Source organism: Lacticaseibacillus songhuajiangensis (assembly GCF_003946025.1).
Lineage (GTDB): Bacteria > Bacillota > Bacilli > Lactobacillales > Lactobacillaceae > Lacticaseibacillus > Lacticaseibacillus songhuajiangensis.
Genome location: NZ_RHNR01000019.1, coordinates 26,430 through 42,351, shown reverse-complemented (window position 1 = coordinate 42,351; position 15,922 = coordinate 26,430). Strand labels below are relative to the sequence as shown.

Annotated in this window: 12 protein-coding genes; 8 read left to right on the top strand and 4 right to left on the bottom strand. The window is 50.1% G+C overall.

Annotated features, from left to right (window positions below; genetic code table 11):
• The first annotated feature begins 179 nt into the window (after window positions 1-179).
• The 3 genes from dptG to dhaS all read left to right on the top strand — a co-directional run bounded on the left by dptG (window position 180) and on the right by dhaS (window position 6,546).
• The gene (dptG, locus tag EKM97_RS06210; protein WP_164507459.1) at window positions 180-488 is read left to right on the top strand and encodes a DNA phosphorothioation-dependent restriction protein DptG; all 309 of its coding nucleotides are present in this window, start codon (window positions 180-182) and stop codon (window positions 486-488) included.
• Complete coding sequence (locus EKM97_RS06205) at window positions 469-5,916, top strand: helicase HerA domain-containing protein (protein WP_164507458.1); 5,448 nt, start codon at window positions 469-471, stop codon at window positions 5,914-5,916. Before dptG ends, EKM97_RS06205 begins: the two co-directional genes overlap by 20 nt.
• Before the next feature lie 93 nt (window positions 5,917-6,009).
• Window positions 6,010-6,546 (top strand): dihydroxyacetone kinase transcriptional activator DhaS, encoded by a 537-nt coding sequence (gene dhaS / locus EKM97_RS06200; RefSeq protein ID WP_225419230.1) that lies wholly within the window; start codon window positions 6,010-6,012, stop codon window positions 6,544-6,546.
• Window positions 6,547-6,629: 83 nt separating this feature from the next.
• Here the strand turns inward: dhaS and dhaQ are convergent, their stop codons facing one another.
• Window positions 6,630-7,619, bottom strand: a complete 990-nt coding sequence (gene dhaQ / locus EKM97_RS06195) for a DhaKLM operon coactivator DhaQ (RefSeq protein ID WP_125571523.1) — start codon at window positions 7,617-7,619, stop codon at window positions 6,630-6,632.
• A 144-nt stretch (window positions 7,620-7,763) separates the two neighbouring features.
• Here dhaQ and dhaK point away from each other — a divergent pair, with 144 nt between their 5' ends.
• From dhaK to EKM97_RS06175, 4 genes are read left to right on the top strand one after another with little or no spacing between them, the layout of a single operon-like run.
• On the top strand, window positions 7,764-8,759 hold the full coding sequence (dhaK, locus tag EKM97_RS06190; RefSeq protein ID WP_125571522.1) for a dihydroxyacetone kinase subunit DhaK: 996 nt from the start codon (window positions 7,764-7,766) through the stop codon (window positions 8,757-8,759).
• A gap of 12 nt (window positions 8,760-8,771) precedes the next feature.
• Window positions 8,772-9,356 carry a dihydroxyacetone kinase subunit DhaL gene (gene dhaL, locus EKM97_RS06185; protein WP_125571521.1) on the top strand — a complete coding sequence of 195 codons (585 nt, stop codon included), beginning with the start codon at window positions 8,772-8,774 and terminating at the stop codon, window positions 9,354-9,356.
• On the top strand, window positions 9,353-9,721 hold the full coding sequence (gene dhaM / locus EKM97_RS06180; protein ID WP_125571520.1) for a dihydroxyacetone kinase phosphoryl donor subunit DhaM: 369 nt from the start codon (window positions 9,353-9,355) through the stop codon (window positions 9,719-9,721). Before dhaL ends, dhaM begins: the two co-directional genes overlap by 4 nt.
• Window positions 9,722-9,739: 18 nt before the next feature.
• Window positions 9,740-10,447, top strand: coding sequence for an MIP/aquaporin family protein (locus EKM97_RS06175; protein ID WP_125571519.1), 708 nt, complete (start codon window positions 9,740-9,742; stop codon window positions 10,445-10,447).
• Between the two features lie 230 nt (window positions 10,448-10,677).
• Here the strand turns inward: EKM97_RS06175 and EKM97_RS06170 are convergent, their stop codons facing one another.
• The 3 genes from EKM97_RS06170 to EKM97_RS06160 form a co-directional block, all read right to left on the bottom strand.
• Complete coding sequence (locus EKM97_RS06170) at window positions 10,678-11,403, bottom strand: glycosyltransferase (RefSeq protein WP_164507457.1); 726 nt, start codon at window positions 11,401-11,403, stop codon at window positions 10,678-10,680.
• 229 nt (window positions 11,404-11,632) lie between these two features.
• On the bottom strand, window positions 11,633-12,946 hold the full coding sequence (locus tag EKM97_RS06165; RefSeq protein WP_191985988.1) for a PTS sugar transporter subunit IIC: 1,314 nt from the start codon (window positions 12,944-12,946) through the stop codon (window positions 11,633-11,635).
• A 379-nt stretch (window positions 12,947-13,325) separates the two neighbouring features.
• The gene (locus EKM97_RS06160) at window positions 13,326-14,699 is read right to left on the bottom strand and encodes a glycoside hydrolase family 1 protein (protein WP_125571516.1); all 1,374 of its coding nucleotides are present in this window, start codon (window positions 14,697-14,699) and stop codon (window positions 13,326-13,328) included.
• Window positions 14,700-15,177: 478 nt separating this feature from the next.
• On the opposite strand from EKM97_RS06160, the gene EKM97_RS06155 reads away from it, so the two are divergent.
• Window positions 15,178-15,894, top strand: a complete 717-nt coding sequence (locus tag EKM97_RS06155; RefSeq protein ID WP_125571515.1) for a GntR family transcriptional regulator — start codon at window positions 15,178-15,180, stop codon at window positions 15,892-15,894.
• Window positions 15,895-15,922 lie beyond the last annotated feature (28 nt).

Here is a 15,922-nt window from a genome sequence, read left to right as displayed (position 1 = left end):
GTGGTCATGGCGAATTTGGAAAATCTTCTCGCAGTTTTAAGTAGACCAATTTCGATTACTGCCAAAAAGAATAAGACTGCGGTGAAGATTGATTACAAAGTTATCGCGGATTTGCCTGAAAGTTAGGGCTAATTCACCAGCCACTAATTAGAGTATTACGTTCGTTATTGACGAATAATATGAAACCGGAAACCTTGTCGCGTTACATGCGATCTTTTGATGAAATTGCAAAGTTGGATTTTGTTAAGGCGCGAGGACGACTAGGCAAGACTTTCAATGTTAGTGATGAATTACTAATTACACTTGTTGGAGTGATTCTTGGAAAACAGAAAATGATGCTCAACGATTTCTTTACTGAGCTAGAAATCCGTGGAATTTATCTTGATCGCTCTTCACGTGATCATTTCGCGGAACTGTTAAATGACCGAAACTTGTTGGAAAAAATGAGCGATAGTGGGGATGCACAGTATGTCAAACCGTTATTTTAATTTTCTTGCGGATCTTTTTGTAAAATGGTTTTCAAACCGCGAAATAGCCGCGGGGAGTCGTTACCAACTCACACTCGATTCTCAAAATCAGGTGGATCAACTTTACGACGCGTTAAGTAATGTTACTACTAACGCTAGTATCAATGTACGTATATTTGACATGCAGCCGGATGGTCTGAACTTCCAGGCAAAGGTTCTGACGGTGGATCAGAATGAATTAGTGATTGTGCGTAATGCAGATAATATCACGATGGACTTTTTAGTAACTTTACGTAATCGTGTTGGCGATCAGGAAGGTATTTGGCGAGGAAAGTCAATTGTCTTTCTATCTAGCAGTGTCCTGGATTCGATCACTGGTGGTGCTGTAGATATTAGCAGTGACGGTGGGCCTTTTAATAGTAATAAATTGGCCAGAGAGGTCAGTAGCGAAATAAGCCGCTCCAACATGCGCCCGTTCGAGGTAAGTGCACTTGAACAGGTTGCTGCCGAGTTTGAGGATCCACAGTTTGATTTTAAATTAATGGATTTTGCTGATATTTACGGAATCCTTGAACAAGGAGAAATAACCTCGGCAGATTTTCCAAAATTAGGTTTGTTTGCGGATGAGCAGTTAGCTGGGATTAACGATAGCAAGACACAAAAGATGCGACTGGAAAAGAATCATGAGCTCTTTCAAAAAATCGCAGATATTCACGCTATGCCAGGCGTAGAGGAAGCGATTGATGACTTGCTGCCGACACTTCCAAGCAATCGGAAGAAACAGTTACTGAATGACGATGAATGGGCGGATGCCAAGTTTGAACCGATTCTACAAGCAGATACTAAACAACGCGATGCGCGCAAAGTTTACGCAGAATTTGACAGTGATCAGTTTGACGCGCAAAAAACAACGGGTATCACAGTATGGCGACGGCCAGAGGGCACTACGAAGGCAAAATTGAGAACGCATAACATCATCGTTTTCGTTGATCAACAGAATTCAGACGTGGCGCCTATTATTGAACTACCATTCACAAGCAATGTACGCGAGGGCGACATCACGAAGGAAATTAACTATGATGGTGTCCGCGGTGCGCATATTTTTGAACGGCGAGCACATGGACGCCGTTTAAAGATTACAGTTCGCTTGCCGCGTGAAAAAAATGTGGCGGCGACTAAACTTACCTTTGAGCAAAATGGTGTTGCAGCCAGCAAAAACGTATTTAAAATTTTGGCTGTACGTGCGCCAGAGCAAGATTTCTTGAGCATTAAATCTCAGTACACGTTGACTGTCAAAATTAAGGCGATTGTAGTCAACGTTTTTGAAGTGCAGACAGCACTGACTTTCTCGACGGGAGAGACTGTTCAGACAGCAATTAATAATTCGACACAACTGAATCGACGTTTTGCCATTGATGACGGATATAGCTACGACTTTAATAATTACAAGTTCGATGATGACGAAGCGATCATGTTTCCATTGGCCATTGGTACCGAAGCCGTGGATATTAAGCTAGCTACTGAGCAGGTTAAGCCAGTTCCACGGTCGGCGATGATGATTGATATTGAACGCCGGACTTCGATGGAAAATGTTGTGGTGAATGGTGTACAGCAACTTAGCATTGGTAATTCTCTCGTGTACACGCGTAAGGAACAGCAACGTTATCTGGAACTTGAACGGGACGTATTGATCAGCAATACTTTCTACATTGACATTTCAAATGGCGAGTCAAAATCAGTTGATTTAGACTTGCCAGATGTGATTATCGCTAAGATTCAGGCGGTCAGACGTGCAGTTCAGGACGCGGGAACACTCCCAAGCCTGAGCGTAGTCGGTGATAATCCAGTATCTAATGCGCTAGTTGAGTACTATCAGGCGGTTGCAGCTGTGATCGATGGAATCGAAAATGACAGCATGCTGTCACCAATGATTCAAAATTTGGCGAAGCTGGGAACTGTTCGCAGAAATGACTCGGTATATTATTCCCCGTTGGCTCCAATCAACGTCATGTACTTTCAGATCACGGAGGCTCAGATCGGCAACGAACGGTTGTCACGTAACGTTAATCACCGGTTGAGCACGGATCGTCTAGTTCCATATCTGCAGTTTGGCGAAGAAATGTTGGAGTCATCAATTGACGATAATGCACCACATTGGGTAATGTACAATCCGATTAAAACCACAGGCACGGATAGTGATATTGCAGATTTGGTTTCCAGTCGGATTTACAACTTTCTTGAAAACTTTAGTTATCTTTTTAAGGTGAATCGCCAGTTTGCACTGCACGTTGCCGTTAAGAACATCACCGACCACAAGTATATTGTGATTGGGGCAATCAATGCACTGATCGAAAAAATCACAAAATTTGCTGATAAGGCTAGGAGGAGCAATGACAGTCGGGGAGTACCAACTCTAGATGATTTGCATCCCATTCAAATTTACTTTGCTGGTGATGATAAAGATTCAGACGTTGATAATAATCAGTTAGTTCGTGAGTTTTTTAATGCGCAAACTTTAGACCAGTTGGTCAACTTAGGTGTGCAGCAACTGAAAACTTCTGTTATTAATCAGTTTTCTGATCGTGATATTTTGCTTGCACTGCAACGTAATATTCAAATTTATAACAAAATTGATCCAAAATTGGATTACCACATCACATTCTACGAATTTGCCAAACAGAGTAGTCCCACCGTCATTAGTGCGGATAAGCTTAAAATGAATACAGCTCTGGGCGGAATTCTGGCGTCAAGTGAATATACTCAAATGCGCGGCTGGGGTGTGGGTTTCGGTACTATGGGTAACCCAGATGTGAACGAATACCCTATTACGAGCTTTGCTGCAAAATGGAATGCTCTTGTTGCTGCAACCAAGACAGGTAACGATTCGTTTGAGCTGGGCAAGACAATTGTGAACTATGAAAGTAAGCTCGACGACAGCTCTCTTGAGGATGATTTTGATAGCAGTGATTGGGTTACGTTCATTGAACCGCGATTGGATCTAGATGCGTTTAATACGTTGAAGGATCTGTATGTTATTCATTACACGGATAAAAATGTCACATCAAACGTGGATTCAATTACAGTGACGAAGCGTGTAGATCGTTATAATCAGATTATTCGCGAGATGTTAGACAAACAGGCAGAACGATATGAAAACTTTCCCGTACCGACAACGGAATCATTGGCGCAGGTGATCTCTGCGTTTAATTTGCTGAATGGCGTTTGGTTATTAAGAATTCTGAATACACATCAGAGTAATCCTAATATCGTTCGGGAAAAATTAAGCGCGATCGCGGCATATAAAATGGTAATTGGTGTCCTCGATACAAAAGACACTTACTGGATTCCAATCAGTTTAGAGGAATTGCTCCGCATCACAGGTGGTTCGGGCCTGAGCAAGCAGGATAGCATGCTTAGTGGGAGTCAACTGGCGGATTTGAAGAGTGCAAGCGATGATATTCTCATGATGGGTGCACAAATCGGAGACAAGGGCGATATTACGATGCGGATTTTACCGGTAGAGGTAAAGGTCGGTGAGAATTCTGCAGGCGTATTGACCAAGGCGAAGTCGCAAGTGGCGAATACAATTCGCTTCCTCAACCAGGCCGTTTTAGAGACTGATTCATTTAGCGGTCGGGTATTCCGCGACTTCTTTGTCACCTTGTATCTTAATAACCTCAGCAAGATGGAATCGAGTGGGGTGTACCAAAGCAAAGACTACTCGGCGGTTGAGGCATTAAAGAACCAGCTCAAAAACGAGCAAGTTAAGTTTGTTAATGATGCTGGTAATGAATTCGGAAATGGACTGATCGTTAGTTTTAAGCAAGATGTCATCTATCGCAATTTCGAACTACTCTCAGTGGATGATGAACACAACGTGACAAAAATTGAAGTTCCTGAAAGTGATGCCTATGCAGTGCCGGGACAGTCTCTTGATACAGTGGTGGCTGATATTAAACATGGGAAGGCTGGTTTTGAAACCTCACGAATTCCAGAATACTTGGAATCAGCAGAAATAGATGAATCTAAGTGGACTAGTCTCAAAAAGAAGTCAGTTGTTGTTGTACCGACACACCGAGCTGAAGATTTACGCCGGAACGTGAACACATTCCAGTCAAATTCTGTCAGCGTAGTTGGCGAGACAGTTGCAAAAATGCCTAGAATGACTGATTCCGATAAGAGTACAGTCAAAGATGATTCAGAGTCTCAAATATTGCAATCTAATGAACAATACCAGCAAGGTAAATCGGATGTAAAGGAAAGCGTGATTACTGATACAACACAGAAAGAAGTCGGAGCAAATACAAATTCCAATGACCCAGAAGTAACACATGGTTTGAACGTAAACGCAGTTAGTTTGCCATTAGGGCGGATTGCTGGTGGCACGCAAACAATTAACTGGGAATATGGTAACCGTGAGTTATCAAACCGGCACATGTTGGTTAGCGGAAAATCTGGGCAAGGAAAGACTTACTTTATGCAGGGTTTATTGCTCGAGATGGCTAATCAAAATGTTTCAACTCTGGTGATTGACTATTCGGACAGTTACAGAATAGACCAATTGGACCCGATGTTTGTTGAACGAATGGGTGATAGAATTGTTAATCACATTGTCGCTGTTGACGGAATGGCGTTGAATCCATTCAAGCGAGTCAGCATTGATTACGGTGGTGGAATGGTTCTACCAGAAGACATTGGGACAACGGCCGAACGTGTTGCACAAACTTTAGATTTTGTTTTTGATCTAGGAACACAGCAACATAGTGCTCTCGTGGATTATATTGCTGAGGGCATTGAGACGTATGGTGATAACTATGGATTTGAACAACTGAAAGCCAAGATCAAGGAGGACAAAGCAAACACTCTATACGGTCGGTTGCAGCCATTACTTAATTCTCCGGTATTTAGAAAATCAGATAAGCAATTTGACTGGGCTGACTACTTCAAGAACGATGGGACGATGAACATCATTCAGTTAATGAGCATTCCGCGTCGAGTGCAGAATGCAGTTACTGAGTTCTTACTCTGGGATCTATTCCACTATGCTCAGTCATCTGGTGGGGATGAGTCGCAGCCACTGCCAATCTTTTTGGATGAGGTTCAAAACTTGAGCTTTGATCGTGACTCACCCGCAGTCAAAATTCTACGTGAAGGTCGTAAGTTCGGAATTTCGGGCATTTTTGCGACCCAGTCGATTGCCAGCATAAACGGTAGTGACCGGGATTCAATCTGGAACGCGGCGATGCAGATGCACTTCTTGCCGCCGGAGGATCAGGTTGTCATGCTCAGTAAGTCTGTCACAGCTGATAAATCCGAGCGGGACATGATTGAACAAAAGTTACGTAACTTGCAGAAGGGCCACGCTCTTCTTCGCGGCCCAGTAATGGGGCCAAATGGGTTGACACAGCAAGTTAATGAAATTAAGATTCTACAGATTGATGAACGTTAAAGCACAACAATAAAAGCGGTTGCCGATTTTCCGGCAGCCGCTTTTATTTCGTGATACCATTAATCCAATACTTGCTAAGGAGGTCCTCTCGTCATCGCCTACATCACACGCAAAAAAATTGCCGCAGCCTTCATGACTACGGTAATCAGCAGGGGCTTTGATCACACCTCCGTGAAGGCGATTATGGACGCGACGGACCTCGGCCGACAGACGTTCTACCTGCACTTCCAGGATAAGTACGAGCTGTTGGAGTGGGCGGTGGACGACCGAATGCAGGAAGTCATTGAAACGAACTTCGACTACCTGCAGTGGGGTGAAATCATCCGCTTAGTTTGTTTTGAGATTGAAGCGCAGCAGGCATTTTACCGCTCGGTTTGCACAGTGCAGTATGAAGTGGACATTACGGCGGTGATTGCTGCGCATCTGCAACTGCTCATTAGACGCCAGCTAGTTCAACGTAGCGGTAGTGAGGGGCATGCGCATGAACTGGTGCAAATGGTTGCCCACGGCATCGCGGCGCAACTGATTAGTAACGTCAGCACGCTGCACCCAGTGGATTACGAAATTCTAGCAGCGCGGGCAACGGCGGCGATTGGACAGTTGCTGCATGGCGTGCCAACGATGAAATGATAGCTATTGCGCTAACATAAATAGGACCCGCAACTCCCATCCCCAGGAGTTGCGGGTCCTATTTACGTTCCAATCAAGCGCGACTAGTTCACCCAACTGGCCACATCCACATCTTCCCGCAACGCCTCCAGCCATTCGGGGTCACTCAAGCGCAAAATGCTCAGCGACAGCCCGTGCATGCCGCTGGACGTCAGGAAGGTGCCGACCTTCCGCCAGGGTACGGCAACCGGTTCCAGTGCCAGCAGTTGCTGCACATCGCTAGCAAAAATCATCTGCTCCATGACGGCAGTGCCGCCCAGGGAGTTGATGAAGACGGCCAGCTGGTCGCCGGCTTGCCAGCGGAAGGACTGACGAATTTTGCCGAGAAGTTCACGGGCGAGGAGTTCGGAGCTGGTGTAGGGTTCAACTCGGTAGCCAGGCTCGCCGTGGATACCCACGCCGTACGCAACGGCGTTCGCCGGCAAGTCGAAGGAGTAGTCGTCGTGGCCGGGCATCTGCGCGCCGCTGAAAGAGAAACCGATGGTCTTGATTTCCGGTGCCAGCTTGGCTGCCAGCATCCGCAACTCGGGGATGTCGGCGCCGTGGCGGGCGGCCGCTCCGAGAATTTTGTGGACCAAGATGGTGCCGGCAACGCCGCGCCGACGTGGAATCAGTGAGCCGGTGTCGACTGAGATGTCATCGGCCACCACGCAGGTGCCGATGTCATAGCCCTCCGCGCGCAGGGTGGTCGCGGCCGCACCGAACGATGCCACGTCGGCCTTGAAATTCTTCACGATGAAGAAGGCGCGCTTTTGCTTGGTAACCGTCTTAACGGTGGCCACGATGTCGGCCGCGGTGGGCGGAATGAACATTGGCCCCATGACCGCCGCCGTCAGCATGCCATCACCCACGTAGCCCCAGTGCGCCGGATCGTGGCCGCTACCGCCGCCACCAATGAGTGGCACCGTGTCGTCCTTGAACCGCCAATCATAAACCGCGCGGGTGCCAGGCACCTGCCGCAGGTGCGGATAGCTCATGATGATGCCCTGCATAGCGTCGTCCAGTGCGCTGGCTGCCTCGTTGATAATCTGCATTTTGTCGCCTCCTCCCATTACTGTGCTTCATTATAGCGCGGGGCGCGCCGTCAAAACTATACACTAATTCAAAACTGTCGATTGTTCTTGAAAGCGCAACCATTTACAATGGGCATATCAAAGGCAGGAAAGGAAAGTGTCACGATGAAGAAAATTATTAACAATCCAGCAGATGTTGTTCCCGAAATGGTCGACGGCCTTGTCCGTTCGTACCCGCAGTACTTGCGCCAGATTGACGGCACCACCGCCATGGTCCGCAGCGATGAGGACTCCATGGCCGGCAAGGTGGGCCTGGTCAGCGGTGGTGGTAGCGGCCATGAGCCTGCCCACGCCGGTTTCGTGGGCAAGGGGATGCTGAGCGCGGCGGTTGCCGGACAGGTCTTCACCTCGCCAACGCCAGACCAGATTTACGAAGCCATCAAAGCGGCTGACCACGGTAAGGGTGTCTTCCTCATCGTGAAGAACTACTCCGGTGACGTGATGAACTTCGACATGGCTAAGGACCTCGCCGATTTGGACGACATTGAAGTGAAGTCCATCGTGGTCGACGATGATATCGCCGTTGAAGATAGTCTCTACACGCAGGGGCGCCGCGGCGTGGCCGGCACGGTGCTGATGCACAAGATCCTCGGTGCGGCCGCCGACCAGAGGGCCAGTCTCGATGAAATCGAAGCGCTCGCCCAAAAGGTGCTGCCAAATATCAAGACGATTGCCGTTGCGCTTTCCGCTGCTACGGTGCCTGAAGCCGGCAAGCCTGGCTTCACCCTCGCCGATGACGAAATCGAGTACGGGGTTGGGATTCACAGCGAACCAGGTTACCGCCGTGAGAAGATTAAGACGTCTAAAGCGCTGACCGAAGAACTGCTCGGCAAGCTCGATAGCGAGTTCCACTTTGAAAGCGGCAAGAAGTACGCCATGCTCGTTAACGGGATGGGCGCAACGCCGCTGATGGAGCAGTACATTTTCAGTCACGACGTTCTCGACGCACTGGCAGCTAAGAACATCACACCATCATTCACCAAGGTGGGTAACTACATGACCTCCATCGACATGGCGGGTCTGTCCCTGACCTTCTTTGAACTCGCGGATGACCAGTGGCTCGACTACCTCAACTACCCCGTTGAGACGATTGCTTGGTAAGGAGGTTTTCACATGTTAAACGGTGCAACAGCAACAAAATGGCTCGACTTGTTCGCAGCTACAATTGAAGAGAAAAAGGATTACCTGAGTGAATTGGACACCCCCATTGGGGATGCCGATCACGGTGGCAACATGGCGCGCGGCTTAACCGCCGTTAAGGAAGCCCTTGCCAAGCTGGCTGACCCAGACTTGACCACGGTGTTCAAGACCACCGCGATGGCCCTCATCAGTAAGGTCGGCGGGGCTTCCGGCCCGCTCTACGGGACGGCGTTTCTGGAAATGGCCAAGAAGAGCAAGGACACGGACGACCTTGGCGAACTGTTGACCGCGGCACTGGCTGGCATTGAAAAGCGTGGCGGTGCCAAAGTCGGCGACAAGACCATGGTTGACGTATGGACCCCACTCGTGCAGGCGGTTAAGGATGGCAAGCTGGATCAGGCTGCCATCGACGACGCGGTGAACGCCACGGCACCACTGGTTGCACACAAGGGCCGCGCGTCCTACCTTGGTGAACGCTCTGCCGGACATTTGGACCCAGGTTCCATGTCGAGTGGCTACTTGTTCAGCGCGCTGCTGAACGCGGGGGTGCTGGCATGAGTTTAGGCATTCTGGTTGTCTCGCACGTTGAAGGCATTGCCGCGGGCGTCGTCACACTGCTTAAGCAGGTGGCCGGCGACGTGTCCATCACTTACGCGGGGGGCACGGACGACGGCGACGTGGGGACGAGTATGGACAAAATTTCCCAGGCCATCGCTGCTAACGACGGCGACGAGCTGCTGGCGTTTTACGACCTCGGTAGCGCCAAAATGAATCTGGAAATGGCCATCGAGTTCGCGGATAAGCCGGTGCACCTGTACGACGTGGCGTTGGTGGAAGGTGCCTACACGGCCGCCTCACTTGCCGCCGCGGATGTGAGTCGCGGCGACATTGAGGCGCAGCTGGCACCACTGAAGATTAAATAGAAGAAAGAGGGTATTCCAATGAGCGGTTTTCTTGGTGAATTCCTCGGTACCATGGTCCTCATCGTGTTTGGGGTGGGCTGTGGTGCTGGGATGAGTTTGAAGGGCAGTTATGCCCAGAAATCAAACTGGACTTTTGTGGCCCTGGCCTGGGGTCTCGCTGTGACCTTCGGGGTTTACGTTGCGGCTGCATTCGGCACGCAGGGACACTTGAACCCGGCTGTAACCATCGGCTTTGCGGCTTTTGGCTTCTTCCCGTGGAAGGACGTACCGGGTTACTTGCTTGGCCAGTTCGCCGGTGCCTTTGTCGGAGCAGTCATCGTCATTATTCAGTACTACCCGCACTTCAAGGCGGCCAAAACGGCTGAAGACGGCAACTCCGTCGGCATTTTCGCGACGGGCCCGGCAATTCCGAACCCACTGTTCAATTTCTTGAGTGAAACGATTGCGACCTTCTTCTTCATCTTCAGCTTGCTGAACCTGGGGAACTTCACAACCGGCCTCAAGCCGCTGATTGTCGGCCTGCTGATTGTCGTGGTTGGGCAGACGTTGGGTGGCACCACCGGGTTTGCGATTAACCCAGCGCGTGACTTCGCACCGCGCCTGGCTTACGCCATTCTGCCAGTCCCGAACAAAGGCGGCGCTAACTGGGGTTACGCCTGGGTACCAATCTGTGGCCCAATTGCTGGTGGTTTGCTGGCAGCGGGACTGCAGTCACTGCTGGTATAGTAATATGGATACAAAAGGCCGACGCATTTTGCGTCGGCCTTTTTGCGTGCGTTTCTTCACCATTCATCAGGATGCGCGTTGCGTGCAAAGAGTGCGCCGAGTTGGTGCAGTTCAGCGACGTTTTGCCAGTACTCGGCTTCCCAATGGTCCTTAACAACGGCGTGGTCCCAAGGCATGAAGGGATAGGACCCACTGCCGCCTGCAAAATGGCGGATGAGGACATTCGGCGCCTAGCTGGCGATTGCCTGCTTGTATTCGTCTGGTGCAATCACCATGTTTAACCACATTTGCTCGTGCTGGTAGTTGAGCGTCCCAGGAAGGAATTGGATCTTGTTTTCACCCACAATGTTGAGGATGGTCTGGTCCCAGAACCGGTAATAACCGGCATTAATGGCGTCAATCCATTTCTGAACGGGCAAGGTGGCACGCAAAACGGGGCCATTGGTTAAAATCACGCCACTGTTGACGTAATTAGCGGTGGACGTCAGGTTGAACGCGTCTTGGTCATTTAAATTCGGATACAGCCGGTAATAAAAATCGCGTGCGGCTGCCAGGGGTTTGTCTTTGGCAATGATACTGAAAATGGGTGTGATGTCACCGCGAATCATTGTGTCGTTATCCAGGTACAGGTAACGGTCGTATTCTGGTCGTGCAAAGGGCATAAATAGGCGCCAGAACCACATCGCGGGGGAATCTGGGTGTTGATTTAGCATGTCTTGGATTTGGGCGATATAGATGTGAGGTGTTGGTACAAATTGTACCTTCACTTTTGGTTGATTGGTCATTTGCGGCAACGCGGCGATAAAATCACGGTCGCGATCCCATAAGTCATCGCTCACAATCAACACGTCCAGTGGCTCTTGTGAACTGTAGTGCTTGAGGACGGAATAGAGTGATTCGGCGGTGAAGTGAACGTGGGTACGGGTGACACAGTAAATAAGGGCATTTTTTGACATAGTGAACTCCATAAATAAAACAATATTAATTGAGCAGTCGCGGTGGCACAATTCCGTTCATAAACTGAGTAATTGTGTGCAAAGTATAACATGAATCGGTCGCATTTAGTGTTGTGGACAGCCATTGGCGGAATTTATCCGTGTGTTTTCCAGAAATATTACCGTAAAAAAGAGCTCCCCATTACGGGAAGCTCAGTGTTAGGTTATCGCTTTTGGAAAATTGTGGTGCTTAGTCCTTAGCCGCAGCTTCAGCGGCAACCTGGCGGGCTACAACTTTATCGTTAATCTTAACAAATGGGATGTAAAGCAGAATCCCGAAGATGAAGACCACGAGCTGAATCAGTGGTGCGCGCCAGTCACCCTTAGTGGCCAGGAAGGAGTTAAGGAACATTGGGGTCGTCCATGGGACCTGAATGACCATTGGCTTCATCCAGCCGAGGACGGTCGTCAGCCAAGCGACGAAGATCCCGAAGGATGGCAGGAAGATGAATGGAAAAATCAGCGAAACGTTGTAAACGATTGGGTAGCCGAAGATAACTGGTTCGTTGATGTTGAACAGGCCAGGAACAAAGGCGAGGCGGGCAACGTTCTTGGAAGCACGGTTGCGGCTAGCGATGAAGGTCGCAATCAGCAGGCAGAGCGTACCACCAGAACCACCAATCAGGGCAAAAGACTGAACCAGCGACAGGTTGATGACGTTAGGAATTGCGTGGCCGGCGCTGAAGGCAGCGGTGTTCTGCACGATGTTGATGATGAGCAGTGGTTCAAGGATGGCACTGTAGATAACGGAGAAGTGAATCCCGAACAACCAGAGGAGGTTGGCCAGGGTGTAGATAATGAGGGTCCCGACAATCCCAGTTCCGACACCACGTAATGGTTCCTGAATGAAGGTGGTGATCAAGCTAATCAGGTTCATACCCGTGAAGCCAAAGAGCAGGGCAGAAATGATAGCGAAGAAGGATAGCACCAGGATGATTGGAATCAGCACGTTGAAGGAGTCTGCAACTGCAGGTGGAATTTGGTCGCCCAGGGAAATCTGCAGCTTCTTGATTTTGGAAACCTTGATGAACAGTTCCGTTGCCAGCAGACCCATGATGATCCCGGCGAACATGCCGCCAGTACCCATGTTGCTGTAGCTCAGCACACCACTGACGTCGACGGCTTTCTTAGCGCCGTCGGGAATCAGGTTAACGGTGTTGGGCATCATGACAACCAGCGTTGCCATGGAGACCATGGCGGCAGCAAGTGGCTTGTCAAAGCCGCGGTTCTTCGCGAGGAAGTAACCAATCATGGTTGCAATCAGTAAACTTGAAATATTGAGTGTCGCGTTGGCGAGCATCGTGCCCCAGTATTGCACCTTGGCGAGCGTGTCGCCCTTGAACAACCAGAGGAACACCGTGTTGTTAATCAGCGTTGCCAGCCCAGCCAGAATGTAGAGTGGCATGATGGTTGCGAACGCATCACGCAGGGAACGCAAGTGAATCTCATTCCCAATGGCAACGGCAACTTTGATAAACCCCTTGCCGAATTTGGTATCTTCCAAAGCCATGAAATTCCATCTCCTTAAGATATTAGTTAAAGTGGCTTTTGGATCTCGTGCCCCCAAGACCCGTGAATGTAAAATTGCGGAAAAAACGAACCCCTGGTGCTAAACTAGAAAGCGTTAACACCTTGTCAACGACTTAAAGTATACACGGAAAACGATTACATGCAATACTTTTATTTGAAAAGTATATACTTTTCTTTTTGGAACTTGAACTTTGACAGTAAAAAGCCCGGACCATCACGGTTCGGGCTATTATCTTGCACCACAATGCAGTCCGCTGTGCCTAACCCAAAACGACACCATTCCTTAGTGCGGGAATGGTGTCGTTTTACCTTAGTGCTCGCGGACTAAGCGCATTGTGGTGCACTTAGTTCTATTAATTTAGATCTGCACCATTACTAGCAATGACTTGCTTAAACCAAGCGTAAGAGGCCTTGGGAATGCGCCGGAGATCGCGCAGGTCGTGGTTGGTGCGGTTCACGTAAACCATGCCGTAGCGCTTGTCCATGTTGCCGGAGGAACTGGGGATGTCGATGAGCCCCCAACCTAGGTAACCCATCACTTGGACGCCATCTTCAAAAACAGCGTCCTTAAGGGCGGCGATGTGCTGGCGGTGGTAATCAATCCGGTAGTCGTCCTGGATAGTGGTGCCGTGGTACTCTTCGCGGACGCCAATCCCGTTTTCGATGGGGAACATGGGCAGGTGGTACTGGTTGTACACCTTGGTGAGGATGTCGCGGAAGCCGAGCGGATCGACGTTCCAGCCCCATTCGTTCGCCGGAAGACCGGGGACGGCTTCGCTGCCGTAATCGAGGTAGCGGTTTGGAATGGTGTTAATGGGGACCTTGCTACTGTTAATGGCGTCGGAGCGGTAGTAGCTGAAGGCAATGTAGTCGCTCTTAAGTTCAGCAAAAGCCGCCTGGTCGGCAGCAGTGAAGTCGATATTGAATTGGTGGCGGTCCACGAACCGCAGAAATTCAGTGGAGTAGCGGCCATAAGCGAAAACGTCGAGCAAGTTGCGGTTCAGGAATTCGTCAATGCGGCGGGCGTACAGCACGTCGCGCGGGGCTGCAGAGGCCGGGTAGACTTCGCTGTAGGCCAGCATGCCACCAATTTTAGCGCTGGTGTGTTCGTGCAGGTAGTTGGCAACGCGGGCGTGGGCAACCATGACGTGGTGCGCCATCAGCAGCATATCATTGTCGCTGCGCGGACCTGCCATGTAACCGGCGATGTCAAAAACGTTGGTCATTGAGTACAGGTTTTGCTCGTTAAAGGTAATCCAGTACGGCACCTGGTCGGCGAAGCGGTCAATCATCTCTTGGCCAAAACGCACGAAGGCGTCCACCACGTGGCGGTCCATGAAGCCGTTGTACTTTTGTGCCAGGGCAAGCGGCATGTCGAAGTGGTAAAGGCAGATCATCGGGGTAATACCGTGGGCGATGAGGTCTTGAATCAGGTCAGCGTAGAACTGGATGCCAGTTTCGTTCCAGTCGCCGTCGCCGGCGGGGCAAACGCGGCTCCAGGAAATCTGGAATCGGTAGCAGTTCATCCCCTGGTCGGCCATGAGCTGGACGTCTTCATCGTAGCGGTGGTACTCGTCGATGGCGACCTGCCAATCGCTGCTGTCGGCGGTGGCGGGCTTGATGTCATAAACTGATGGTCCCTTGCCGTCCAAGTTATAGGCACCCTCGGTTTGCATGCTGGAGGTCGAGTTCCCCCATAAGAAGTTTTTAGGCAGTGCGTTTGTCATCGTGAATCCTCCTCGGAAAGGCTGCGCACTCAGGCAATCCGGAACCTGCCTGAGGTGAGTGCAACAAAATAAAAAAGCCGTAAGCGCCCGGCTGCGCCTGGGTCTTACGACTGGAATTGTTGACGACACCAAGTGTTTTGCACACTGCCGGGGCAGGTAGGTGCAGACTTGGGTCGGGGTGGGTGAAGGTGAGTCAAAATACTGCCAGCGGCGCCGTGGCCAGATCTTGTAGAGATGTGCCGGTAGTGATGACCCCAATTCACGCCGTCATGCGGGCCGCGCATGACAATGCTTGTTGGGCCTTCAATATGGGTCTAGTATAAGGGCTTACATTTCGATTGTAAAGTGTTTTATTTGAAAAAGTATATACATTTTTACGCTAGTGTTGGCGTTTTTTAGCCTTCTGGCGTAAACTAGAGCTGAACTTAAATGTTGATACAGGGGCGCTGATGCCGTATCAGTGCAGAGGAAACGCGATATGTATAAATACGAGGAAATTTCCAGCAGTTTAAAGAAAATGTTCACGGATGGCAAGTACAAGCCCGGCGATCTTTTGCCTGATCAAGAAACGCTGGCACGCCAGTTCAGCACGACCCGGATGACCATTCGCAAGGCGATTCAGTCGCTGGTCACGGAAGGGGTCGTGTACACCAAGCGCGGTGCTGGGACCTTCTTGCGCAAAGACTTCAACCTGAATGATGGCAGCTTGGAGTCCACCATCGACAAGCCCTTTGGCACGACGCTGACTTATTCTGGACGCAAGGTGACCAGTAAGGTGCTGGGGCTGGATGCGCGCTTGCCAACAGAAGATGAGCAAGCGAAGCTACTCATCGGCCCCGGTGAGCCGGTCTACGTCATTCGGCGGGTACGTTACGTTGATGGCCGCGTGTATGCCTATGAGCACACCATTATGCCGACCAAAATTGCCACCATCACCGAAGAGGTGCTGAAAGGGTCGATTTACCGCCACCTGGCTGACGAAAAGCATCTGCACATTGCGGGATCGCACCGAAAAGTCTACGCCATTAAGGCGACGGCTGAGGATGTGGAGGCGCTGGGCGCAGAGCTCAACGATCCCGTCTTGGCGATTACGCAGATTAGTTACACCGAGGAAGGCGAGCCCTTCGAATATTCCACCACGCATTTTCCGTACAACACGAGCACGATTATCGCGGATGTGGAGATTCACCAATAGAAAGAGAGTGGGCCACAATGCGGTTAGC

Coding starts and splice junctions, on each gene's coding strand:
- EKM97_RS06205 (WP_164507458.1), top strand. CDS start 469: ATGTCAAACCGTTATTTTAATTTTCTTGCGGATCTTTTTGTAAAATGG.
- dhaQ (WP_125571523.1), bottom strand. CDS start 7,619: ATGCAGATTATCAACGAGGCAGCCAGCGCACTGGACGACGCTATGCAG.
- dptG (WP_164507459.1), top strand. CDS start 180: ATGAAACCGGAAACCTTGTCGCGTTACATGCGATCTTTTGATGAAATT.
- EKM97_RS06160 (WP_125571516.1), bottom strand. CDS start 14,699: ATGACAAACGCACTGCCTAAAAACTTCTTATGGGGGAACTCGACCTCC.
- EKM97_RS06170 (WP_164507457.1), bottom strand. CDS start 11,403: ATGTCAAAAAATGCCCTTATTTACTGTGTCACCCGTACCCACGTTCAC.
- EKM97_RS06155 (WP_125571515.1), top strand. CDS start 15,178: ATGTATAAATACGAGGAAATTTCCAGCAGTTTAAAGAAAATGTTCACG.
- EKM97_RS06175 (WP_125571519.1), top strand. CDS start 9,740: ATGAGCGGTTTTCTTGGTGAATTCCTCGGTACCATGGTCCTCATCGTG.
- dhaM (WP_125571520.1), top strand. CDS start 9,353: ATGAGTTTAGGCATTCTGGTTGTCTCGCACGTTGAAGGCATTGCCGCG.
- dhaK (WP_125571522.1), top strand. CDS start 7,764: ATGAAGAAAATTATTAACAATCCAGCAGATGTTGTTCCCGAAATGGTC.
- dhaL (WP_125571521.1), top strand. CDS start 8,772: ATGTTAAACGGTGCAACAGCAACAAAATGGCTCGACTTGTTCGCAGCT.